Below are 24,013 nucleotides of genomic sequence, written 5' to 3'. Positions count from 1 at the left end.
CTTGCTTTCCATTTTATTCTTTTATCAGCATCGTTCATGGCATAACCTCCAGAATATATTTCTAAAGAGATTATCTCATAATCAATCATGGGTTAGAAGGTGTGCATGGTTTGACGCTTACGTTATATGGATGTTGGAGCCATTGAAGACTATCTTTATGGGTTTATAGAAAACAATACTTTAGAACCCTTTGATATTAGAAAAGAAAAATGCAACTACACCAATAGTTACAAGATTTTATTAGACAAACAGTACCCGATAGAATGGAACTACCTTGAAGAGTGCTTCAGGGTAAAAAAAGCAGATGAGAGTTATAAATACTTTGATTCTGCTGGGTCATTAATTGATTATCTTCTTTCAATCGTTTCAGATTTAGATAATGATATTAAGAATGTTTATAATAAGAAAATTGCACAATTGGCTTATGTAATCTGTGAAAACTTGGATGATAATGATAAATACAACTATTTATTGGATAAGATTACAACCTACGAAGATACAAAACGGTGGATGAATAGCCTACTAAATGACCCTGACTTACCATTCTAGTAACCGATTTAGCAGCATGTGTGACAGCTGCTAAAAATAATTTAAATAATAGTTTTATAGATTTGATTTGATAATTATTTTGTTTTATATACAAATTGTAGGGTATCACCATAATGATTATGACAAATCAAGAAGAAATACTAGATATGAGAAATAACGAATGGATGGCGACTTTGGAAAGGGTTAGGGAATTAAGGAAACTTCTTCTAGAAATCCAGAGTGGTGTTATTTTATTATGGATAAATGGTGAATGGCATTATAGAAGCAATGAGCACAGTTTCCCTAAGGGTTTTGTGACTCCCCATTTTATCCTTAGTTCAGACAATCCAGGAAATATTAATGAGAAAAATGTAGAGAATGTTGTCTTAAATATTCTTAGATTGCTAGATTTCTATAATACGTACATTAATTTTCATTATGACAGCGGCATTTGTTTCGAGGATTATTTAAGGAAAGTAAAAAATAGTGACATTTCCACTATTTTACATGAGAAAACACACGATAGTTTATCCATTATAGCCTAAAACTGCCCTTGCAAAAGCGGAGGGCAGTTTTATATATATCTTTCATAAAGCACCTCTTTCAATATAAGTGCTATTACTTTTATAATAGATCATTCTAATCTTAAAATTAACTTGTACAATTTAGATTACTAACAATATACAGGTTGTATTATATTAGGACACTAATAGGATTTACCATTGCTTTTCCCAAATTATAATCTACAATAATATCTTGTAACCAAAATTATTAAAGCTATCTTTAATATCCCATTTCAGTTCATAGAACGTTGTTATCAAAACCAAACTTTAATGCTCTTAGCCACTCTTTTGAGTAATACGATGCATTTATTAAGAAAACCTGTATAATACTTAACATTTATTTATCTTTTCTCTTCGTTAAGATTATCAAATATACAACTCCTAAGATTACACCTGGTAATCCCGTCCAGAAACAAATTTGCATAAGTATTGTCACATAAGACTTAATCGATTCATTTCCCCACATTGTTGCACCGGATACAGTTAGACAAGTCAAACCAACGACAATCAGGATTATAGCTGATAACCATTCAATTTTTTTCATGTTCCACCCCTTACTCTTCTGTAGGGAAGCATAGTTCAAACTTTGTTCCTTTATTAATTTTACTGCTTACCGAGATTGTTCCATGTTGGATTTCAACTAAGTTCTTAACAATAGCCAATCCTAATCCCGTTCCTCCAAAATCCTTTGAACGTGACTTTTCAACACGATGGAAACGTTCAAAAATTAGCGGAAGATCTTCTTCAGGAATTCCAATACCTGTATCCTCAATGATTACATATACTCTATTCTTTTTACTCCATACTTTGATGTACAAAGAGCCTGTTTTTGTATAACGAATTGCATTGGCCAATAAATTTATAAAAATTTGTTCTAACCGATTACCATCTGCCTCAATGAAAGGAATATTTCTGTCTATATCACTCTTTAATGTAAGTCCTTTATTATTGAGTTCTATCCGAATTTTCAGGATAGCACTTTCCATAATTTCTCCGATATCAATTGATTCCATTTGGAGATCAATTTTGCCTTCCTCCATTTTTGATAAATCAAACAAATCATTGATTAACCTAAGGATTCGTTCCGATTCATCTTCAATAATTGTTAGATATTGTTGTCTTTCTTCATCAGTCTGATATAGATCATTTTTTAATACATTTGCATATCCTTTCAGGTACGATATGGGTGTACGTAGTTCGTGTGAAATATTTGCAAAAAGTTCGCTTCGGTTTGCTCTGTATTGATTTGTTTCCACTGCAAGATCATTGATTGCTGCTCCCAATGAGCCTAATTCATCTTTTGGGAGAGTTTTGACACGTATGTCCAGGTTTCCTCTTGCTATTTCCCTTGTCGCTTGTTCCATTTCCAACAGTGGATTTAACATTTTTCTAACTAATAAAAACGTGAAACCAAGACCCAGTAAAAACGCACCAGATGCAGACAAAATTAGTAAATCCCTGATCTTACGAACAGGTTCATGGACATCATTTATTGGAGCAAGAACAAAAAAAGACCCCTGAAAAGTATTGGAAAGCATGATAGGAAAACCGGATCCAAGATAGATACTTTTTGTTTTACTATCCTCAATTTTTTTTTGAATAGACTCTCCTTCTGACAATTGCTTGAGTTCATTATTACTTAAACGATTGATCTGAATATCCGTGTTTGCTATGACTCCTCCATTTGCATCCGTAATATAGATTTCTTTATTGGTGAAGTAGGCTAAATTTTTATACATGTCTAACATTGTCTTATCACTAAGTGAAGTTATCGTACTAGCATACTTTTGAGAAAGTTCACTAATCTCTTCTTGTACCTGATTATAATAGAAATTGGTAAATATTTTATCAGCTACAAAACCCAACGGCAATAACACAGCTAAAATTAAACACATCATGACCAAACCAAGTTTAAGGACAATCTTGTTCATATTAAGTTTTATCCTCTGCTGTATTAAAAAACTTGTATCCTACACCCCAAACTGTTTTGATTGGATTATAAGACAACCCAGACTTCCCCAGTTTTTCACGTATATTCTTCACATGTGTATCAATTGCTCTAAGATCCCGAAATTCATATGTGGCCCAGATTTTATCCAATATAATCTCACGAGTAAATACCCTCTTCGGCTGACAGGCGATTAAATAAAGAATATCGAACTCCTTTGGTGTTAATTCTATTGGTGTATCTTTCACCATTACGGTTCTACTGTCCATGTCAATAGAGAGGTCCTCAAAAAATAATATTGAAGTATCCATTTCTTTATCTATCATCTTCTGTCGGCGGATCAAGGCAGTAGCTCTAGCAACAAGTTCCTCAGGAGCAAATGGTTTAATTAGATAATCATCCGCCCCAATATTTAGCCCGTAAACGCGATCTTTAATATCACTTCGAGCAGTTAACATCAGAATCGGTATTTTTTTGGTCTTACGAACCGTTGCACATACTTCCCAGCCATTAATATCTGGTAACATGATATCTAAAATCATTAAGTTGTAAGGTGTTCTGTCTACCATCTGTATGGCTTCTTTTCCATTCTCAGCCTCATCAATATCAACAAAAGTTTTAGATAAATGAATTTTTATTAGGTTTCTCATATTCCATTCATCATCAACTACTAAAATTTTATCTTTCATAGACAACCCTCATTTAATTAATTACGACTTTATTTTAGTTCAAAAAGCGATTCTCCAATCTTTACTGTAGTTTGTTTTTTTATTTTCTCATAGATACTCTTTGACATGATATAAAAAATCATGCATAAGAGTGTAGTCCAGCTATTACTAAGTTAACTACAATTAGATTGAACATGATGATAGCAAATCCGATTACTGCTAGCCATGCGGATCTCTCACCATGCCAGCCTCTTGAAATCCTTAAATGCAAGAATGCTGCATAAAATAACCAAGTTACAAGAGCCCATACCTCTTTTGGATCCCATCCCCAGAAACGCCCCCATGCTTCCTGTGCCCATATCGCTGCAAATATTAATCCTCCTAAAGTAAATACAGGGAAACCAATTGTTACAGAACGGTACATAATCTCATCCAATAAATCTGCTTTAACGTTTTTAAGTAATGGCTGCAATTTGGCTCCAACTCTTTTTCGTATGATTAAACGTACCAAACCATATAATATAGTTCCTGTTAAGAAAGACCAAATAACCGTATTAAATTTCTTTGCTGCATCTGCACCCTGCATCCATGTTGGTGTTTCAAATAGAGGCTCCATAACACCTTCAGTAATTAGAGTTCCATCCTTTGGTGAAGTGATGGCAGGTAAATTGTATTCGCTCGTAGCGACATTAGTGCCCACTGGATATTCAAATGTTGCACTGTAATTCAGCAAACTAAAGGTGGAAGTGATAACAATAAATCCAATAAATAAGAATAGAGTATATATGACTACTTCCAGCCATATATTTTTTTTACTTCGAACAGTTTGGTCAATCTGTTTGATCAAGTACATAAGACCAGCAGCCATACTAATGAATAAGATTCCTTGTCCTAATGCGACAGTTGTCACATGAATGTATAACCAGTGACTTTGTAATGTTGGTACCAGTGGCGCTATTTCAGTTGGAAACATACTACCATATGCAATTATTACCATCACAATCGGTAATGCAAATAATCCTAAAAAGCTTAGTTTGTAAATAAAATAGATGATAATAAACGCTAATATCATTGACATTCCAAGGAATGTTATAAATTCAAACATATTACCTACAGGTGCATGCCCACCCGCAATCCACCTTGTTATAAAATAAACTAATTGGGCAGCAAAGCCAATAATGGTCAATGTAATTCCAATGTTTCCTGCTTTACCTACTTTCTTGTTATCTGTTCGCTTGTCTCGTATCGTTGCACCAAAGAAAAAGGTAGCAGCTAGATAGAGTAGAAAGGCTGTATAAAGCATTGTACTACTTAGATTAAGTAAATCCATGAAAATCCTCCTTATTTAATGAATAGAATCAGCTGCAATAGACTAGCAGCTAGGATCGCTATTCATCTAGTTCCTGTTGATCTTTTACCATTTTAATATTCGTATTTTCTATTATTTTTTCTATATCTTTGCTTATTCCAAACCAATTTTTGTTTGTATGAGCTGCTAGCAGTAATCCATTCCCTTTTGGACTTATCCAAATCCTTCGATGCTGCCAGTACATCCCTTGAATAACACCAATCATGAATATAGCTGCACCGAGACCGAAAAACGGTAATGTGTAATCTTTCTGAAGTTGTAATCCACTTACGTCATACAATTCGAAATCCGTGATACTAGCTTTATAGTCATTTTCTCCTGTAGCATCAATGTTTTTACCAATTCCTAAGAAACTAACTTCAGCATCATCACTACTAGGTGGATAAATGAAAAGTACAAATGCCGGGTTCTTTGGATTATCTGTCTTAGATACAGGAATACCGTTATCATCTAATTCATAGTCCGGAAAATACTGATCAATCTCTACTCGGAATCCGTTCTCCAATTCATATTCCGATTTCGGATCTGTTAAATCAATTGTGAATGAATCTAAGATTTCTTCATCGGGGTCATCTGTTTTATGTATTTTAAATGACATACTTCTAAACTCATTTAACTGATAACCTGATTGATGCAAGGTATATCCATCAAATTTGGCTGGATTGTTCATCTGAATAGACTTATTTATTATTGGTTCAAGTTCTGGTTTTGCACCAGGAATGGACGTATCACTTGCCTTATATATAATTACATCAGTCTGGTAGTTACTAGGTACCATTCCTTCCTGTTCAATCGCCTCTTTAAATCTTTCATCATTTTCATCATACGTTTCCATAATAAAATCTTCATTTTTTATATAATATTCTCCATTCGTACCAGGGATAACAGTTTGTTCCCCCTCTCGAATCCAAATGTATTCATCTGTATACATAAAAGGTGTAGAACGTAAGATAGCTGCAAGTAGTATTATAATAAGTCCGATATGGTTAACATAGGGACCCCATCTGGAAAATCTACCCTTCTCAGCCAGAATATGGCCATTCTCGTCGGTTACTTTATAGCGTTGTCTTTTTAAAATTCCTTTTACCTGCTCCATTTCTTCATCGGTTACTGTTTCTGTTTCGCTGTATAAACGTTGTCTGTTAAGAAATGTCTCATGTCGCTTTGCTTTTTGTCTTTTTAATGCTTTATATAACGGAACAAATCGATCAAGACTACAAATTACTAATGAGACGCCAATAAGTGCGATTAAAATTAAATACCACCAGGAACTGTATAATTCATAGAATCCAAGTTGGTAATAGATAAGACCGAATATCCCAAATTGATCTTCATAATAAATTGCTGGATCTCGTGATACTGCATTTTGTGGTATGAACTGCTGTTGTGGAAAAATCGTTCCTAACATTGAAGCAATTAACGCAAGTACTATTAACCAAACCCCAACTTTAACAGATGAGAAAAAGCTCCATATTTTGTCTATAATTGATTTATTGTATGTTTGTGAACGACGTGCAGTTCCATCGTAGCGCATATTAAGGAGTTTTTTATTGTCGTTTCCATCAATATGCTGATTTCCTTCAATCGGCTTTCCACATGCTTCACAAAGAACTGTTCCTTCTGGATTGATGTGTCCACATTCGCATTTTATTTTATTCATTCAAAACTCCCTCACAATAGTTACTAATTAAGTTAATCTGGTTGAATATCCTGTAAATATCCCTCCAGTCTTTCTAGTGATAGCGCACCACTTACCATTTCTTCAATTTCTCCATCTGGATTAATAAAAAATGTACTAGGAATCGGTCCTACTTTATATAAATCTCTAACCTCTCCTGATTTGTCATAGGGAATTGGGAAAGTTAAATCATATTTATCAATAAAACGATCGACCACTAGTTCTGTGCTATCTAAGCTAACAGCTACGATTTCAACGCCTTTTTCTTTGTATTCTGGATATAATTCCTGCATATATGGCATTTCAGCTTCACATGGTTTACACCATGTTGCCCAGAAATTTAACATAACCCCTTTTCCTTCTAAATCACTAAGTTGTACCGTTTCTAACTCACTATTTTTGTTAATTTGTTGTAATTGAAAATCCGGTGCCTTGTCTCCAATACTGTAAACCTTATTATCTGCCTGTAAGTTAGAAACAAGTGCAAATATCACTGCACCTAGTAACACTATTAATATGGCAGACCTGAAGATTAATCGGTTTCTTTTTTTACCTTTTTTCTGCTTTTTTATTTGATCTAAACTCATTTATATCACCCCTGATTACTAGTAAGGATTTCATTTCAGTTTGCTAATCAGAAACCCGTAAAGCCGCCGAACAAAGGTATTAACAAGGAAATAATTACCGTCATCAAATCAAAATACAAAAGAACACCCATGATAATCATTAAAATACCACCAAATACCATAAAACGATTTGCATACTTTTTTATGAAAGTCATTTTATCAATAAATAACGTCATAATTAAAAAGGGTATTGAAAATCCTAAGATATAAAAGGACATATAAAAAAGGCCCATACCTGGATTTACTACACCTAACGTAATCACTCCTGCAAGAATTGGTCCTGTACAAGGTGTCCATCCCGCAGCAAATCCCAAACCAATTAAAACAGATCCCAAGTACCCAGTAGGTCTTTTTTGAAAATGTAATTTTTTATCTTTAAGTAAAAATTCAAAATTTAAAACACCTGTTAAAATCAACCCGAAAAACACCAATATTATAGCACCAAATTGCCTTATCAAATCCTGATAGGTTATAAAAAATGCACCTATAAAAGAGGTTGATAGTCCTATAGCTAAAAACACAACTGAAAACCCTAATAAAAAGAGTAATGTATGGATTATAGCCTTTTTTCTTAATATTCCTCGTTCGGTCCTCAATTCATCCACCGTCATTCCAGTTATATAAGAAAGAAAAGCTGGATATAAAGGAAGCGAACACGGTGATAGAAAAGATAATAGGCCTGCCCCGAATGCAAGGAATAGATTTAATTCTCCCAAAAAATATTCACCCTCCATTTAAAAAATATATACTACTCCGTTATTATAAGTAAACTTTATGTAGAATGTGTGAAGATAGATAAATCAAAGGCATAACATAGTGAACTTTTTTTGAACGTTTGCTATAAAGAGAGAGTGTAGAGTGGTTAAAAGAGAGAATTCATTATAATAGTTCTATTTTCACGTTGATGTTTAATGACAAAATACTTCTCCCTCTTGTGCAAAAATGAACAACCTAGAATCCACACGATAATTCCAAGTCATGAGAGGACAACAATCTTAACCTATATAAAAAGAATTATGTTGCCCCCCGGATTATTGCCCTTAAATCCCTGAAATCTTATCATCTAATTATGTAGATTCTGTGAGGATTTGGTTAACATATTTGAATTCGTATAAAAATCATCATGATAATGTTTTAATACTTGGAAGGTGAGGTGAGACCTACATAAAAACACTAAAATAACATTTATAGAAATCCTCTCATATCAAGAACAGATTACACTAAAGTATTTATACTTTCTAATGTAGCGAAATTACTGAGCTATAAAATGTAAAAATGTAGCCTATAGATTTGATTAAGAAATTTATTTGTTTTATAAATAGATTATATTCATTGAAACAATTAAAACATCACATCAAAAAAAAGATTATAATACCAATACTTAAGGAGGTTGATATTATGTTAAATCATGAAGAAAGCAATGTAAAAGAATTAAAGTTAAGCAGTAGCGAATGGGTAGACACATTGCAAAGGGTAGGAGAATTAAAATATCTTTTTCTGGAAGTCCAGTGCGGAGAATTTTTATTTTGGTCAGATGGTAATTGGCTTTATAGAAAAGATAGGGGGGATTTGTCAAACATCCTCCCTTCTCCTCATATACTTCTTACTAAGGAAATGCTAGGAAAGATAACTGAAAAAAGTGTTGAGAACGTAATCTTTAACATTCAAAGATTGTTAAGTTTCTATAATACTTATATTACATATGAATATTATAAAAAAACTAGTTCTGAGGAATATCTGCAAACAAAAAAGAACTTCGATATATCTTCTATTTTAAACTTCAGTGTCTATGAAAGTTTTTGCCACTCATATAGTTTTTACGTTAAAAATAATAACATTGAATATTCTTATATTTTTGAATGGAGTAAAACCGGAGAAGATATTCGTTATATTTTAAATAATTCAAAGTATGGATATACTGGCTTTTACGCTCTGACAAACTTTCTTTTAAAAGAGTCATCAAGTATAACTGACTATGAAACGTTCACACGTTTTTGCAAAGAAATAAGAAAATTCCAAAGTTATTTTTATTATACTAAGTCAGAAGGTAACCCCAAGGGAGAATTATATACTTCAATGATAGAAGTAGAATTACTAAACCCTCAAAATAGATACAACTGGTTTAATTTTAATGGAAATCATTATGAAAAAAATCCTGCAGTTAAGATGGGAGATATTATTAACTACTTTGAATTGGACATTAAAGTAAACTCTCAAGAACAATTGAATAAGTGTATTGATACATCTTATCTATTTGATTTTTTCGCGTCTTATGAATACTTGGGTAACATTACAGTTTCAGAGGTCGAGGCTATTGTTGTTGAGACTATGGAAGATAGACTTCAAGAACCCTTCCAAATAAGGAAAGACAAATGTTCATACGAAAATAACTTTTCCATTAAGATTAAGGATAAAAATATTCTAGTAGAGTTTTTGGTTGAATGGAATTGTCTAGACGGGTGTTACAGAATTAGAAAAGATTTACTTCCATACGAATATTTTCGATCACCACATTTCTTAATTGATTTTATATTGTCACAAATCCCAACTGCCGATACTATCATCTACAATAATGAAATTAACGCTCTACTATCAGATTTATTGAGGACCATTGAAAAATCATCTAATCATGATTTGGAATTAGATAATTTACTTAAAAGAAAAAATGGTGTGGATACACCTAAGGAAATGTATGTCGATAATTTACCTTTTTAATATAAGCGTTATATAAGTAAACAACCCCTCTGCTATGGCAAAGGGGTTATTTGATGCTTGAATACAAGGTTATGAATGAAGTTAGAATTTTATAACCTTCATAAAAGAAATAACATATTCAATATCAAAAATTCAAAGTACAGGTATGCTATTATTGTTTTATATTTTACTTAAAAAATTTATAGAGACTATTTATATTTTTTCATACACAGACTTTGAAGTTGCGTGGATACAAGTGGGGAGACAAGCAATTACTTACTCAAAGTTAATAGATGAGCGTATTCTTAGAATTATTTGTCATATGATAAATATTTTTACTCTAAATATCAAAGTCCCTACTGTTAACCAGAGGGACTTTTGAGAAATTTTTAATCCACTAAACTCAAAAAGGCACGGAAAGTTTCGTTCTCCACCATAATATATATTCCTAATGCTATAAACACAATTGGAATAATCCATCGGCCGTATTTCTCAAGTGTTTCAGAAACATATCTGAACCTTGCTAGACGATAGCCAATAAAACACCAGACAGCAACCATTATAAAGAAAGTAACAACTGTAATTATCAGTTGGTTGTTATTTAAAGTAGAAAAGAATGGAACATAAATTCCAATATTGTCTCCACCATTGGCGAATGTGATAAAGGCTACACTTAAATAGAACTTATTAAATTTGTTTAAGCTGGAAAGAATGTTACCTTCATCTTCATCTTCACCCTTTATAAAGAGTTTTATTCCTAAGTAAATCGGTATTAATCCTAACAAACCTACCCACTGATCAGGAATGAGTGTTACTCCAAATGTTGCTAAGAGACTGATTAAAACTAAAAGTGCAAAACCAAGATATTGGCCAATGACTATATCTCTTGGATAAATACGGTTTCCATTCGACTCCATGCTAGCTACTCCGCCATTACTCGATTTAGCTTGTGTCCTTGCCTGAGAGAACAGTAACATCAAGACAAAAATGTCATCGACATTGGTTACTATAAAAGAACCTAAAGCAGAGAGAATTGTTAAAATTAAATTCATTTGTGGTTCCTCCTTCATGATAAACTCAATCATTGAACAATTGAGTTCATTTTCATTATGTTGCACTGATCAGATTAGTTTTTTATCTAAGCATTTCAATAACAATTTTAAAAACTAACCTATAATAGGAGCAATTTGCTCAAATATCTAATAAAAGGCAAAATATCATAAATTCCTATAACGAGGAAAAGAATTGCTAGTTGGTCTTTGCACACATACGTCACAGTTACAACAAGTAACCAAACCTATATATGAAAAACACCTATAGTCATAGAAAGAGATATTGAGCAAAGTTTAAATACAGGATAGCCAATGTTAAGACATAGAACAAAATAACCTAATATTCCCACTTCATTATAAAAAATTCAACCTGCACTTATGAATAGTGCAGGTTAGTCATCATTCACATTATTGTTTTTTATTTAACATGTGAATAGCATGTCCCATCACACCTTCTGCTGCTTCCATAAGTGGCTCTGGTAAGGTAGGATGTGCATGAATCGTAAGACTGAGATCTTCGGCTGTTGCCCCGGCTTCAATAGCAAAAACAGCTTCTGCAATGAGAGAGGATACTTCTGGCCCTACCATTTGCACACCTAACACGCGATTAGTTTCCTTATCTGCCACAACTTGTACAAAACCATCGGCATCCGAGACAGATAATGCCCTACCGTTAGCTGAGAATGGAAAACGACTAGAAACTGTTTCATAACCTTTTTCCTTTGCTTCCTTCTCCGTTAAACCAGTATAGGCAACTTCAGGATCACTGAAAATAACAAACGGCATCGCTTGAAAATCAATGACACTGTTTTGGCCACTGATCACTTCTGCTGCTACCTTTCCTTCATAGCTAGCCTTATGAGCAAGGAGATCACCACCAGCACAATCCCCTATTGCATAAACATGGTCAACGTTTGTTTGACATTTTTTATTTATCTTAATAAATCCTCGTTCGTTTAACTCCAATCCGATATTTTCAAGACCGATTTTTCCTGTGTTTGGTTTTCTCCCAATAGAAACTAAGCAATAATCACCTTTAATAATTTCCTCCTTTCCATCAACTTGAACACGAACATTAACTTCATCCTCTGTATTTTCCCCGCCTTGAACAAGAGCATTCGTTATAACAGTAACTCCAAGTTCCTTTAAATGACGTTTTACCGTTTTTGTTAGGATAGGATCGGTCCCGGACAAAATTGCATCCGATCCCTCAAGGATAGTCACTTTTGCCCCAAACTTTGCATAAGCAGTACCTAACTCTAAGCCGATATAACCACCACCCACCACAACTAAATGATTGGGTACTTCCTGTAGTTGCAATGCCTCCGTTGAAGAGATAATCCTTTTTTGATCAAATGGCATACTTTCTAACTCGACTGGTAAAGAACCTATTGCAAGAATTAAGTCTTTGTAAGAAAAGATTTGTTCTTCGTTCTCTATTTTTAATTTTGCACTATGTGCTTCAGTGAGATAGGCCTCCCCACTGATGACCTGTACACCATTTCCTTTTAACAAGGTACGAATCCCATTTGTTAGTTTGTTCACGATTCCGTCTTTCCACTTTACTACTTCAGGCATATCTACTTCAATATTGCCCGATACCTTGATGCCCATTGCATTGGCATGTTTAATGTGTTTTACTCGTTCAGATGCACTAATTAGTGCCTTTGATGGTATACAGCCACGATTGAGACAAACCCCACCTAGTTCGGCTTTATCAACCAAGACCACTTTTTTTCCTAATTGAGCAGCACGTATAGCCGCCACATAACCTCCAGACCCTGCTCCTATCACTAAAAGATCTACATCTTTTTTTACTTCTCCAGTCATCCTAGATTCCTCCTTTGATAAATAACTATAATTACTATTTGTACTCAAGGATATAGTTGTGTAATATGTATCTAACCTTTTTCTTATTTTCACCTATTTTTCTTCTCTTATTAGACTAAACTTGAAATTTATATAAGATAACCTAGTTTTTATTGAAAAGGGCTTTCCTGTATATACGGAAAGCCCTTTTACCTTTACTCTTTCACTCGCATAAGTCTTAAACTATTTAACGCTACAAGAAGTGTTGCCCCCATATCTGAAAGAATGGCAATCCAAAGCGTTAGCCAACCAGGTATAACTAGTAGTAATGCAATTAGCTTAATACCAATAGCAAAAGTAATGTTAGCCTTAATTATATTTAGAGCTTTACGGCTTAGTCTTACAGCAAATGGAAGTTTTCCCAAATCATCTCCCATTAACGCAACGTCTGCCGTCTCGATCGCTGTATCTGTACCAGCTCCACCCATGGCTATACCGACTGTTGAGGCTGCCAATGCCGGAGCATCGTTAACACCGTCCCCAACCATGGCTACATTCCCATGTTCTGATCGTAACTGTTTGATATAATCCAATTTATCTTGAGGCATTAATTCTGCCTGAATATCAGATACCCCAACATGCTCCCCTATTGCCTTTGCAGTACCCTGATTATCACCAGTTAGCATTATCGTTTGTTTTATCCCTAACTGATGTAGCTTTTGAATCACATCTTTGCTTGTTTCACGAACTTCATCAGCTACTGCAATAACTGCAAGTATATTTTGTTCAGTTCCAATAATCATTGCAGTTTTTCCCTGATTTTGAAGGTTTCTAATCTTATCTTCGAACTCTTGGCTAAAATCAGGAACATATAACTCCTTAAAGAGTTTTGGACTTCCTATATAATAGGTTGTTCCATTTACAATTCCTTTTATACCCCGACCCGTAATAGAAGAGAAGTCCTCGACATTTACATCTGAATAAGTGATATTTTCTTGCTCTGCTTTTTTCATAATTGCTGAAGCAAGAGGGTGCTGAGAACGGTATTCAAGAGCTGTAACGATTGAAAGTAATTCTTTCTCTTCTATTTGTTGATTTAATACAGTAAAGTCTGTTACAACTGGGACACCTTTGGTTAGTGTACCTGTTTTATCAAATGCAATGGACTTTAAGGCACCCATTTCTTCAAGGTAAACACCGCCTTTAATCAGCACACCTTTTTTCGCTGCATTCCCGATTGCTGAAACAATCGAAATTGGTGTAGAAATAACTAACGCACAAGGACATCCGACAACAAGAACAGCTAAACCTTGGTACACCCATGTTCCCCAGCTTCCATCAAAGAATAATGGAGGAACTACAGCAACTAATGCTGCAATAACCATAATGATAGGTGTATAATATTTTGCAAATTTATCAACAAAAGCTTGGGCTGGCGCACGCTCTCCTTGCGCTTCCTCTACAAGATGAATAATTTTAGAAATTGTTGTATCTTCTACAAGTTTTGTTATTTTTACTTCAAGTAATCCTTCTTCGTTTAAAGTACCTGCAAATACTTCGTCATCAACTGTTTTTCCGACGGGTACTGATTCACCTGTAATCGCTGCTTGGTTGACGGCAGAGTAGCCATTTACGACTACACCATCCATCGCAATCTTTTGTCCGGGTTTCACGATCATGATGTCACCAACAACGATATCGTCTACATGAATCATTAGTTCTTGCCCATTCCGTCTTACAAGTGCTTCTTTTGGCGCGATATCCATTAATGAACGAATCGATTGTCTTGCTCGATCCATGGAGAATCGTTCAAGCTCTTCACTGATAGCAAAGAGAATGACAACAAGAGCAACTTCTCCCCATTCACCAATAATAGCTCCACCTATAACAGCTACCGTCATAAGGGTTTTCATGTCAAATTCGAAGCGTAATAAGTTTTGAAAACCTATTTTAAAAAGCGACAATCCTCCTACCAACATTGATGCTAAAAATAATAAGGTTGTAAGAAGATTTTCTTCTCCATTTACAAAGTTGGAGAGATAACCTAAGGCAAGGAACGAAGTTGAATAAAGCAGTGTACTATACTTTTTATAAAATGGAATCTTTTCTTCTTTTGTTTCAACTGTTACCTCTTGCGAAACATTCCGAGCAGATTTTTCAGGAAACACTTTTAAATTCTCAAAAGCGCCTGCCTTTTCTAGCTCTTCAACCGACGCATTTCCATATACATCGATTTTTGAAGCTCCAAAGTTTACTTTTGCATCCTGAACTCCTGATATTTGTTTTACATTTTTTTCAAATTTTCCAGCACAGTTTGCACAGGAAAATCCCTCAACACGGTAAACATTTTTATCTTCAATTAACACAGGTTCGATACGTCTCTTCGGTTTTTCTGGTGCAACTTTAAGATTCTCAAAAGCACCAGCCTTTTCTAGCTCTTCAACGGTTGCATTGCCGAATACATCAATTTTAGAAGCCCCAAAATTGACTTTAGCATCCTGTACTCCTGGTAATTTTTTTACATTTTTTTCGAACTTCTCTGCACAGCTTGCACATGAAAATCCATCAACACGATAGACATTTTTCTCCTCTAATGGCTTCGTTGCTTCACTCATTTTTAATAACCTCCTTCTTAATTAACAAATGTTTATTTTATCAATACAGGTGGAATTCCTATTTTCTTGGTCACCTCTCATTATAATATTAATTTGAATGTTATATTATATTGCTATTCTATACCAACACATATAGATAGTCAAATGATTATTTGATTGAAGTTAAATTTTTTTGCTATGAAGGATTAAACTAAACGTTTTACGAATCTACTCATTTGAATTAATCATAACTATAACCCTTTCTTTTTTGCTTATTATTCAACTCCAACAACTCCTATGATCCAAGATGCTACGTAAAAAACAGCCACACCAAGTAAAACATAAAGACCAGTTTTTCGGTTTTCCGATTGATTAACTACTGGAAGTAAGTCCGTTGCCGCAACATACAGAAAAACACCTGCGGAAAAGGACAAACTTATTCTTGCAAAAGAATCGCCTAGTACTTCAGCTGCAAATCTTGTGTCGCTGAGTAGCCATACTAAAGCCCCCCCAAATATGGTAGCAGAAGCCAGTACTAACGACGCAATAAAAGCCTTTTTCCTGTCATTGAACGCTACGAGAACAATCGAAGAAATGGTTAAGCCATCTGGTACTTTATGAAGTAATACGGCAGTAAACACAAGAAGTCCTAATTCACCACTTACCTCGAATCCCGCAACAATTGAAACCCCATCAAAGAAACTATGAATGGTCATTCCTATAAAGGCACCTAAACCACCCGTTTTTTCACTGAGTTTATCTTTATGCCTTTCATAGCCGAAATGAAAATGAGTCGTGAGGATTCTTTGAAAAGCAAATAATACTAAAAATCCTACTAATATATAAATTCCATTTTCAGGTGAATTTTCTAATCCTTCTGGCATTAAATCAAGAATACCAATAGATAAAAGAAAACCTGCACTAAAAGCCATTAAATATGTAAGAGTTTGTGAGGACCATTTTTTTCTTACGACAATAAGTCCTCCAACAAGATTGGCTATACTTGTGAGTAACACAAGAGATACTACAGTCCATGATAACATTACAAAATCTCCTTATTTATTCATTCCATTTCACCTATAAATTCGGACCATTAGGGAACAATTCCGAGAAAAACAAGATTTAAGCCCTAGTGGACCACCCGGGGCTTAAATCTCCTTACATAATTGTTTATCTGCTGGTTTTTCTTAGGTTTTTTTATGGTTTAATTTTTGAACAGCTACATTCCATCATGAAAAGAGAAAGGAATGAGTTGTCTGGTAATATTTTAAGCTAATTTTTAACAACACTCACCAGATTTACTTCTTTTCCTTTAACTGTAGTGCTTCTTGCATAAGGTGGTGCACATGATTGCTTACCAGCCTATAAAAAACCATCTTCCCTTTTTTACGGTACTCTGCGAGTCCCATATTACGTAACATACGTAGGTGGTGTGAAGCAGTAGCATTAGTGGAACCAATAATCGTTGCTACATCACAGACACACATTTCATCTTCTTGCGTAAGTGCATAAACAATTTTCAACCGTGTATCGTCCGCAAAAACTTTAAACAATTGTGATAAGCCATCCGTTTGACCGACTTCCTGCTGACGGCGTTCAACCTTTTCTGGGTCATATATAAATGTCTCACAAGCATCTTTTCCCCTTGATTTTATACCATCTAAATCAAGTTCCTTTTTATTTATGGAAGTAATACTCAAAACAACCCCTCCTCTGTAAGTAGTGTATACAATAACATTCAAATTATTATTTGTATATATATCAGTATAATTAATATAACGTTTCATTGCAACAATAAAATATACATTTGTATGTTATACTTTAAAATAATACATTATTGAGGAGGATAAACTGGATGTACTATATCATTGCAGTCATCGTTTTACTCATTGATCAACTATTGAAGTCTGCGATTGTCAAATGGATGGAAATAGGTCAAACTATTCCCTTATGGGAGGGAGTATTCCATATTACTTCTCTTCGAAATAAAGGAGCAGCATTTGGAATCTTGCAAGGGCAACGTTGGTTATTCATTATAGTAACTATAATTGTTGTATTAGGTATTATTTATTACTTACAAAAAGAAGGAAGGAAAAACCGCCGAGCCTCCCTGGCCTTATCAATTTTGTTAGGTGGAGCATTAGGGAACTTTTTTGACCGCTTGATTAGAGGAGAAGTAGTAGATAGCCTTGATTTTCGGCTTATCGATTATCCGATTTTTAATCTTGCAGACGTTTTCATTGTTTCTGGTGTTGCTCTGCTTATTTTAGATATGTGGTTGGAAACTCGAAAGGGACAACAAAAACATGAAAGTAAAAAAGTATAATTTTAAAGAGAATTTGTATTGGAATTAGGAACACAAACAAGCAAATTTAAATATACAAAAAAGTCGGTTAATCCGTAATTTAGAGAACCGACTTTTTTAATAGTTATTCAAAAAAGAAATACAAACCAACAAGAAATAATCCAACGCCAATTACTTTACTCAAGAGTTTCTGCCACCGTACCATCCATCCAGTACTCTTCAATACCCTAGCCAACCATCCAATGATCAAAAAGGGCGTCCCATGGCCAATACCATATACTAGTAGCAAAAGGGTACTTTTAACCAGTGATCCAGTCATCGATGCAAAGGCGATCATAGCAATAATCATAGGTGTTGTACACGGTGAAGGTGTAAGGCCAAACAAAGTACCTAACGAGTAAGCCTTCATTATAGGATTACGAGGTTTTTGTTGTTTTTTTTCAGGTTTGGCATAAAAGGTAACAACTCTAAATGGAAGTAACTCCAGAAAGTGATGAAACCTTAATCCGATAACATAAAATCCAATAAATAAAAATAGGAAACCTAGAAAATTGTGAAATAAATCTTCGTATTGTTCCGTCCATTTTAATACTTGATCACCAAAAAAAATACTAACTACACCAAGAATCGTGAATGTAACTGTAAAAGAAAACATAAAGGTCAAAGCGATAGGAAAAATGCTTTTGTTCTTGGATTCTCCTTTAAAAGCAAAGATACTTGATGCCATCCCTAACATACAAGGATTAAAACTTGTCAATAATCCGACCGAAAAACTAACGATTATTGCAATAGAAAAGTGAATATTCGCCAATTGATCTATAATCTGAGTCGCCCACTCCATTTTTATCACCCCTTGTACAAGGCTATTAAAGGATGATAAATATTATTCGGTTATAAACAAAGCATTATCCATTACCTTATGGAACATCAAAAATAATCGCTACAATGGAGCTTAATAGAAGTACTCAGGGTAAAAGCACCATACCAGTAACAAATATTAACCAATTACAATTGGCAATGATACTTCGAAAGAACAATTAATCACCTAAATTAAATATTGGTATGTATCCCATGTACCTTAAACAAAGATGCTTAAAATGAAATATTGTTAACTATTGTAGAGGTAGCTAACTATATTTCAGAACAAACCTCTCTACATTTTCTTCATTGATAAAATAAGATGGCTTCCCCCATCCAAAAATTCATAGTCGTTTCTTGTTGTTTAGAAGTGCCAAGGATTTCCTATGGAGGGTAACTACAAATCCTATGCGATAGAAGGTAATATATATTGGCAAAGAATACTACAAAGACTGGATTGGGAAGAAGCAGAAAGAGACCATGCATATAAAAAAACTTTAAAAAGGCTAGAGGAAACTAAATTTTAGTTCCATTAGTTGATTGCAACTGGTTCACTATCTATCTTTAATATCAAATACGTTATTAAAGATAACAATGGTAATTCAATTAAAGGCCCAATTATTAGTACTAATGCAATTAGTGGTTCATGCGGAAAAGCTGTCATAGCAATAGCCAATGCAATTGGAGAATTTCTTGCCAAAGTCGTTAAGTTTAAACTGGCTTTATTAGCCTTATTAAACTTAAATATTCGACCTATAATCCGTCCCATAATAAAATTAATGAAAAAGAACCCTAGTATTGGTAACAATAGTTGAAGTAATAGTTCCAAATTATCTAGTAATAATCTTCCCTGTGAAGCAAACATGGCTATGATAGCCATGCCTAAGAATACGACTGGTAAGGAACTAATTTTTTCTAGTAACCTCTCTTCTCTTGCTTTCTTTTTTAATAGAAAACATCTCGTTAAGTAAGCAGCAACGAAAGGAAGTATTAATACAAGTAAGATACTCTCCACAACAATAGAAACATCCACGATACCCACTGTGCCCGAAAACAAGTAAAGATATAATGGTAACAACACTAATTGTAAAATTAAGTTTAGCGGTAGTATACTTGTTGATAGTGCGACATTTCCTTTTGCAATACCTGTAAAGATTATATACCAGTCCGTACAAGGTGTGACCATTAGCATGATAAACCCAAGCCATAATGCTGGATTATCTGCTAAGAATGTCGCTGCTAGCAACCAAGCCAACAGTGGTGTAAGGATAAAATTCATGCCTATACTAGCCAATGTGAATTTTCGATTTGAAAAAGAACGTTTTATATCTTTCACTGGAATTTGTAAGAAGGTTATATAAAGCATAATAATTAATAATGGAAGGATAGCCTTATCAGCGTATATTTCAATACCATCTACTTGCCCAATGATTAATCCAATCAATACTGATAAAATAATTAAAACCGTATATAATTTCTCGAATAAGCCCAAAGTTATCACCTTACTTTTCTCGAACTACCCAATCATACTTCTTCTGAATATGTTTCATTAAATACTCTGCATCATACCCTACACCTTGCAAAAGTGCAGAACCCCGTCTATATTGCCACGGTAAACCTAGAAAATATAAACCTTCTATATTGGTAATACCTCTATTATGTATAGGTTTCCCTTTTTCGTCTAATATGCGTGATACGTTTAACCATGAATAATCAGATGTGAAACCGGTAGCCCAGATTATATTATGTACATCAAGAAACGTGTTGTCTTGGAATTTAATCTTATCTTCCTTAGCGTCAATTGATCTATTTTTAATGACAACATCACCACTTCGAATAGCATATTTCAAATCATAACCAAAGATTGGGTCCCCTCTTTTTTGAATTAATTTCCCTATGAATGAATTGGAAGTTGCCTTTAATACGCCAACCTTATCAAACCACCAAAATATACTTCTATTTCTAAATGTCAAAGGCAGAAATGTTAAACGTTGACCAGTAGATAGATAAGTCTTCTTTTCTCGTGAAATTTCTACAGCTATTTGCGCTCCACTATTTCCACCACCCACAATTAGAACATTACCTTCTTTTAATTGAGATGGGTTTTGATATTCGGATGAATGTAACTGAACAATCTCCTTTGATAACTTATTCGCAAAGGCAGGAATTCTTGGCCTCTGAAAAGGACCGGTTGCTATTATGATATTCTCGGCTTTATATTCCATATGCTCAGTTGAAATGTGAAAAATATCATTCTTTTTTCGAACACTAATTACATTAGTATTATATTTAATCGGTAGTTTAAAAGATTGCGCATAGACCTTTAGATATTGTGATATTTCATCTTTTGAAGGAAAGCCATCAGGATCGCCATTGAGTTCTAGTCCCGGTAAAGAACTAAATGATTTTGGAGTAAACAGAACTAAAGAATCGTACCTCTTATCCCATACCTCTCCTACTTCTTCACTATCCAATATGAGGAAAGAATGATTATATTGTCTTAAGTAATAACCCATTGCAAGACCTGCTTGTCCAGCACCGATAACAATCGTATTGTACATTTCTTCACATCCTATCGGTAAACTATAGGCTAAATTGTGTTAATCGGTAAGCTATTCAATCCATAATTGAACAGCTTACCTAAAAAATTAGCCTTTTACTTTTAAAAGCCTTAGTGCATTTAAAATTACGATTATGGCAGCACCTGTATCGCTTAGCACGGCCATCCAAAGAGTAAGCCACCCCGGAAATATAAGAACCAATGCTACAAATTTTACAATTAACGAAAACCAAATATTTTGTTTAATAATAGTTAATGCTTTTCTACTTAACCTAACGGTATGTGGCAATTTTTCCAGATTATCTGCCATTAAGACAATATCAGACGTTTCCATTGCTGTATCGGTTCCTGCTCCACCCATCGCAATCCCTAAATCTGCAGTGGCAAGTGCTGGTGCATCGTTTATGCCGTCACCAACCATAGCGACTTTGTGACCTTCTTTTTGTAGTTGTTTAATCGCATCCACTTTATCTTCTGGCAATAGTTCTGCAAAATAACGATTGACATTAGTTTCGCTTGAAATCATCTTGGCTGTGCCCTCATTATCACCAGTTAACATCACCAGTTGATTTACACCAACTTGTTTCAATCCATTTAATGCTTTAACAGTAGTTGAGCGAATAGTATCGGAAACAGAGATAATCCCCATTATATCTTGTTGTGTACCGATTATCACTACTGTTTTTCCATGACTTTGTATCTTTTCTACTTTAGACCTAACATCATCTAAAGATATTTCCAGATCTTCAAACAATTTAAGATTACCAGCATAATGAACTTCTCCATTAATTGTTGCTTGAACACCTTTACCGACTATATTTTTAAATAACTCCCCTTCCTTAGCCTGAACTCCCTTCTCCTTCGCGTATTTAACAATCGTTTTTGCTATCGGATGAGTGGAGTAATCTTCCAATGTAAACGCTAGTGATACTAATTCGTCTTCAGAGATACTTATTGCTTCAAGTCCAGTAACTTTTGGCTTTCCTTCCGTTAATGTCCCTGTTTTATCAAACGCAATCGTATTAATAGCACCTGCTTTTTCTAGGAACGTACCACCTTTGATTAACACACCATTCTTTGCAGCGTTTCCGATAGCAGAAACAATTGCAACAGGAGTAGATATAACCAATGCACAAGGACAGGCAACTACTAATAATGCAAGACCTTTATAAACCCACTCTCCCCAAGTACCAAAGCCGATTAGGGGTGGTATCACGATTACAAATAGTGCTAAAGCAAAAACTATAGGTGTATAGATACTGGCAAACTTATCAATAAATGCTTGAGTTGGAGCCTTTTGCTCCTGTGCTTCTTCAACCAAATGAATGATTTTTGATATGGTTGTATCTTCGACTAACTTAGTAACTTTGATTTCAATCGAACCACTTTCATTAATGGTCCCTGCATATACAGTATCTCCGATTAATTTATCTACAGGTATTGACTCCCCAGTGATAGGTGCCTGATTAACACTAGTTTCACCTTGAATGATCTCACCATCTAGCGGAATTCGATCACCGGGTTTAATAACAACAATCTGACCAACTGAAACTTCTTCTACAGGTTTTTTAACTAATTCTGAACCTACTTTAATCCATGCCTCTGATGGTGCTAAATCCATTAAATTCCGAATAGATTTTCTAGTTTGCTCAATGGATCTATTTTGCAAGGCATTACCTAATGCAAATAACCATACTACGGTTGCACCTTCAAACCATTCTCCAATCAATGCAGCCCCAATAGCAGCTGCGGACATTAGAACATTCATATCAAGCGAACGACTTTTTATAGCATAATAGGCACTTTTCACTGGTTTATAACCACTAATAACGACAGCAACAGCATATAGAATGGTGGTCATTAATGGCGATATACCATTATAAGAACCAATAAACCCAAGTGCAATTAAAATACCAGAGAAGGTAATTAAGCCATATCCCTCTTTGTTTTTAGGAGAATCTGTAGATTGATTGCTATTTGTGATAAGTGAAGCTTTATACCCTAGCTTAGATATTTCTGAAACAATATCATCGACACTATTATCATGCTCCACTTTCATTTTTCCTGTTGAAAAATTGACAGTAACTGTATTAACTGTTGGAATCGTATTTAAATGATTTTCAATACTTTTAGCACAACTACTGCAGTCCATTCCTATGACATCATAAGTTCTTACATTTCTGTTTTGTATCAGAGGTTCGGCCGTATAGCCAAGCTTTTGGACTTCACTTTCTATACTGTCAAGAGACAATGCGTTGTTTCCGATTATCTGCAATTTAGCAGTATTGTAATTCACCTTTGCCTCTTGAATGTTATTTAACCCTCTCAAACCTTTTTCTATCGTTAATGCACAAGAAGGACAATCCATTCCATGTATCCTATATTTGACCTTCTCACCCCTATCAGGAGTTGCATTAATGTTAGGGGGTTCCTCAACCTTTCTACAACAACTTGATGTTTCTAAGGTGTTATCATCTTCTTTGTTAGTGTAACAAGACTTTATCTCTAAATCTTTATTAGGTTCTTGGCTACAACAAACTTCGGTAGTTTTACCATTTTCATTCTTAGATTGATTACTACAACAAGTTGAATTTGTTGCAATAATTGCTATTCCCTGAGATGAATTTTGACTGTTGCAACAACTGTCCTCCTCTTTTTTAGCCACCTTTTCGGCATTACTATTGCAACAGTCTTTATTATCTTCAATAGTTATCAGTTCTTCTTTCGGACCGCAGCACTTATCTGCCATTCATTCCACCTC

At 34.5% G+C, this 24,013-nt stretch carries 20 protein-coding genes; 4 read left to right on the top strand and 16 right to left on the bottom strand.

Annotated elements, in window-relative coordinates:
- Window positions 1-126 precede the first annotated feature (126 nt).
- Together D8M05_RS14475 and D8M05_RS14470 are read left to right on the top strand one after the other, a co-directional pair.
- Entirely contained in the window at window positions 127-549 is a 423-nt protein-coding gene (locus D8M05_RS14475) for a hypothetical protein (protein ID WP_121133021.1), read from the top strand.
- 113 nt (window positions 550-662) lie between these two features.
- On the top strand, window positions 663-1,073 hold the full coding sequence (locus D8M05_RS14470) for a hypothetical protein (protein WP_121133019.1): 411 nt from the start codon (window positions 663-665) through the stop codon (window positions 1,071-1,073).
- A gap of 355 nt (window positions 1,074-1,428) precedes the next feature.
- Here D8M05_RS14470 and D8M05_RS14465 read toward each other — a convergent pair whose 3' ends face one another.
- The 7 genes from D8M05_RS14465 to D8M05_RS14435 form a co-directional block, all read right to left on the bottom strand.
- A complete protein-coding gene (locus D8M05_RS14465) occupies window positions 1,429-1,635 on the bottom strand; it encodes a hypothetical protein (RefSeq protein WP_121133017.1) in 207 nt (68 codons plus the stop codon).
- 10 nt (window positions 1,636-1,645) lie between these two features.
- On the bottom strand, window positions 1,646-3,022 hold the full coding sequence (locus D8M05_RS14460) for a sensor histidine kinase (protein WP_121133015.1): 1,377 nt from the start codon (window positions 3,020-3,022) through the stop codon (window positions 1,646-1,648).
- A 1-nt stretch (window position 3,023) separates the two neighbouring features.
- Window positions 3,024-3,728, bottom strand: coding sequence for a response regulator transcription factor (locus tag D8M05_RS14455; protein WP_121133013.1), 705 nt, complete (start codon window positions 3,726-3,728; stop codon window positions 3,024-3,026).
- A 118-nt stretch (window positions 3,729-3,846) separates the two neighbouring features.
- Window positions 3,847-5,037: a c-type cytochrome biogenesis protein CcsB gene (gene ccsB, locus D8M05_RS14450; protein ID WP_121133011.1), complete on the bottom strand. Its 1,191-nt coding sequence runs from the start codon at window positions 5,035-5,037 to the stop codon at window positions 3,847-3,849.
- A 58-nt stretch (window positions 5,038-5,095) separates the two neighbouring features.
- Complete coding sequence (resB, locus tag D8M05_RS14445) at window positions 5,096-6,736, bottom strand: cytochrome c biogenesis protein ResB (RefSeq protein WP_121133009.1); 1,641 nt, start codon at window positions 6,734-6,736, stop codon at window positions 5,096-5,098.
- A gap of 32 nt (window positions 6,737-6,768) precedes the next feature.
- Window positions 6,769-7,341 carry a thiol-disulfide oxidoreductase ResA gene (gene resA / locus D8M05_RS14440; RefSeq protein WP_121133007.1) on the bottom strand — a complete coding sequence of 191 codons (573 nt, stop codon included), beginning with the start codon at window positions 7,339-7,341 and terminating at the stop codon, window positions 6,769-6,771.
- A 47-nt stretch (window positions 7,342-7,388) separates the two neighbouring features.
- Entirely contained in the window at window positions 7,389-8,096 is a 708-nt protein-coding gene (locus tag D8M05_RS14435; protein ID WP_147405186.1) for a cytochrome c biogenesis CcdA family protein, read from the bottom strand.
- A gap of 682 nt (window positions 8,097-8,778) precedes the next feature.
- On the opposite strand from D8M05_RS14435, the gene D8M05_RS14430 reads away from it, so the two are divergent.
- Entirely contained in the window at window positions 8,779-10,095 is a 1,317-nt protein-coding gene (locus tag D8M05_RS14430) for a hypothetical protein (RefSeq protein WP_121133003.1), read from the top strand.
- A 368-nt stretch (window positions 10,096-10,463) separates the two neighbouring features.
- Here the strand turns inward: D8M05_RS14430 and D8M05_RS14425 are convergent, their stop codons facing one another.
- From D8M05_RS14425 to D8M05_RS14405, 5 genes are all read right to left on the bottom strand, one after another.
- Window positions 10,464-11,126: a CadD family cadmium resistance transporter gene (locus D8M05_RS14425; protein WP_121133001.1), complete on the bottom strand. Its 663-nt coding sequence runs from the start codon at window positions 11,124-11,126 to the stop codon at window positions 10,464-10,466.
- A gap of 408 nt (window positions 11,127-11,534) precedes the next feature.
- A complete protein-coding gene (gene lpdA / locus D8M05_RS14420) occupies window positions 11,535-12,956 on the bottom strand; it encodes a dihydrolipoyl dehydrogenase (protein ID WP_183072809.1) in 1,422 nt (473 codons plus the stop codon).
- A 194-nt stretch (window positions 12,957-13,150) separates the two neighbouring features.
- Window positions 13,151-15,550 carry a heavy metal translocating P-type ATPase gene (locus D8M05_RS14415; RefSeq protein WP_121132997.1) on the bottom strand — a complete coding sequence of 800 codons (2,400 nt, stop codon included), beginning with the start codon at window positions 15,548-15,550 and terminating at the stop codon, window positions 13,151-13,153.
- Between the two features lie 254 nt (window positions 15,551-15,804).
- Window positions 15,805-16,572 (bottom strand): ZIP family metal transporter, encoded by a 768-nt coding sequence (locus D8M05_RS14410; RefSeq protein WP_121132996.1) that lies wholly within the window; start codon window positions 16,570-16,572, stop codon window positions 15,805-15,807.
- Window positions 16,573-16,827: 255 nt separating this feature from the next.
- A complete protein-coding gene (locus D8M05_RS14405) occupies window positions 16,828-17,229 on the bottom strand; it encodes an ArsR/SmtB family transcription factor (RefSeq protein ID WP_121132994.1) in 402 nt (133 codons plus the stop codon).
- A gap of 155 nt (window positions 17,230-17,384) precedes the next feature.
- On the opposite strand from D8M05_RS14405, the gene lspA reads away from it, so the two are divergent.
- Complete coding sequence (gene lspA / locus D8M05_RS14400) at window positions 17,385-17,855, top strand: signal peptidase II (protein ID WP_121132992.1); 471 nt, start codon at window positions 17,385-17,387, stop codon at window positions 17,853-17,855.
- A 103-nt stretch (window positions 17,856-17,958) separates the two neighbouring features.
- On the opposite strand, the gene D8M05_RS14395 is transcribed toward lspA, so the two are convergent.
- From D8M05_RS14395 to D8M05_RS14380, 4 genes are all read right to left on the bottom strand, one after another.
- Complete coding sequence (locus D8M05_RS14395; protein ID WP_121132990.1) at window positions 17,959-18,675, bottom strand: cytochrome c biogenesis CcdA family protein; 717 nt, start codon at window positions 18,673-18,675, stop codon at window positions 17,959-17,961.
- 549 nt (window positions 18,676-19,224) lie between these two features.
- A complete protein-coding gene (locus D8M05_RS14390) occupies window positions 19,225-20,184 on the bottom strand; it encodes an arsenic resistance protein (RefSeq protein ID WP_121132988.1) in 960 nt (319 codons plus the stop codon).
- Between the two features lie 10 nt (window positions 20,185-20,194).
- Window positions 20,195-21,253: a flavin-containing monooxygenase gene (locus tag D8M05_RS14385; protein WP_121132986.1), complete on the bottom strand. Its 1,059-nt coding sequence runs from the start codon at window positions 21,251-21,253 to the stop codon at window positions 20,195-20,197.
- An 87-nt stretch (window positions 21,254-21,340) separates the two neighbouring features.
- Entirely contained in the window at window positions 21,341-24,001 is a 2,661-nt protein-coding gene (locus D8M05_RS14380; protein WP_121132984.1) for a heavy metal translocating P-type ATPase, read from the bottom strand.
- Window positions 24,002-24,013: the final 12 nt, after the last annotated feature.

The sequence above is a fragment of the Oceanobacillus bengalensis genome, from assembly GCF_003628445.1.
GTDB classification, from domain to species: Bacteria; Bacillota; Bacilli; order Bacillales; family Amphibacillaceae; genus Oceanobacillus; species Oceanobacillus bengalensis.
This window is presented reverse-complemented; position numbering and strand designations above follow the sequence as displayed.

What these genes read in the sequence shown, in the direction of transcription:
- D8M05_RS14385 (WP_121132986.1), bottom strand. Translation starts at nt 21,253, where the DNA reads ATGTACAATACGATTGTTATCGGTGCTGGACAAGCAGGTCTTGCAATG.
- D8M05_RS14415 (WP_121132997.1), bottom strand. Translation starts at nt 15,550, where the DNA reads ATGAGTGAAGCAACGAAGCCATTAGAGGAGAAAAATGTCTATCGTGTT.
- D8M05_RS14410 (WP_121132996.1), bottom strand. Translation starts at nt 16,572, where the DNA reads ATGTTATCATGGACTGTAGTATCTCTTGTGTTACTCACAAGTATAGCC.
- ccsB (WP_121133011.1), bottom strand. Translation starts at nt 5,037, where the DNA reads ATGGATTTACTTAATCTAAGTAGTACAATGCTTTATACAGCCTTTCTA.
- D8M05_RS14395 (WP_121132990.1), bottom strand. Translation starts at nt 18,675, where the DNA reads ATGGAGTGGGCGACTCAGATTATAGATCAATTGGCGAATATTCACTTT.
- D8M05_RS14380 (WP_121132984.1), bottom strand. Translation starts at nt 24,001, where the DNA reads ATGGCAGATAAGTGCTGCGGTCCGAAAGAAGAACTGATAACTATTGAA.
- lspA (WP_121132992.1), top strand. Translation starts at nt 17,385, where the DNA reads ATGTACTATATCATTGCAGTCATCGTTTTACTCATTGATCAACTATTG.
- resB (WP_121133009.1), bottom strand. Translation starts at nt 6,736, where the DNA reads ATGAATAAAATAAAATGCGAATGTGGACACATCAATCCAGAAGGAACA.
- D8M05_RS14455 (WP_121133013.1), bottom strand. Translation starts at nt 3,728, where the DNA reads ATGAAAGATAAAATTTTAGTAGTTGATGATGAATGGAATATGAGAAAC.
- D8M05_RS14460 (WP_121133015.1), bottom strand. Translation starts at nt 3,022, where the DNA reads ATGAACAAGATTGTCCTTAAACTTGGTTTGGTCATGATGTGTTTAATT.
- D8M05_RS14470 (WP_121133019.1), top strand. Translation starts at nt 663, where the DNA reads ATGATTATGACAAATCAAGAAGAAATACTAGATATGAGAAATAACGAA.
- lpdA (WP_183072809.1), bottom strand. Translation starts at nt 12,956, where the DNA reads ATGACTGGAGAAGTAAAAAAAGATGTAGATCTTTTAGTGATAGGAGCA.
- D8M05_RS14425 (WP_121133001.1), bottom strand. Translation starts at nt 11,126, where the DNA reads ATGAATTTAATTTTAACAATTCTCTCTGCTTTAGGTTCTTTTATAGTA.
- D8M05_RS14475 (WP_121133021.1), top strand. Translation starts at nt 127, where the DNA reads ATGGATGTTGGAGCCATTGAAGACTATCTTTATGGGTTTATAGAAAAC.
- D8M05_RS14430 (WP_121133003.1), top strand. Translation starts at nt 8,779, where the DNA reads ATGTTAAATCATGAAGAAAGCAATGTAAAAGAATTAAAGTTAAGCAGT.
- D8M05_RS14465 (WP_121133017.1), bottom strand. Translation starts at nt 1,635, where the DNA reads ATGAAAAAAATTGAATGGTTATCAGCTATAATCCTGATTGTCGTTGGT.
- resA (WP_121133007.1), bottom strand. Translation starts at nt 7,341, where the DNA reads ATGAGTTTAGATCAAATAAAAAAGCAGAAAAAAGGTAAAAAAAGAAAC.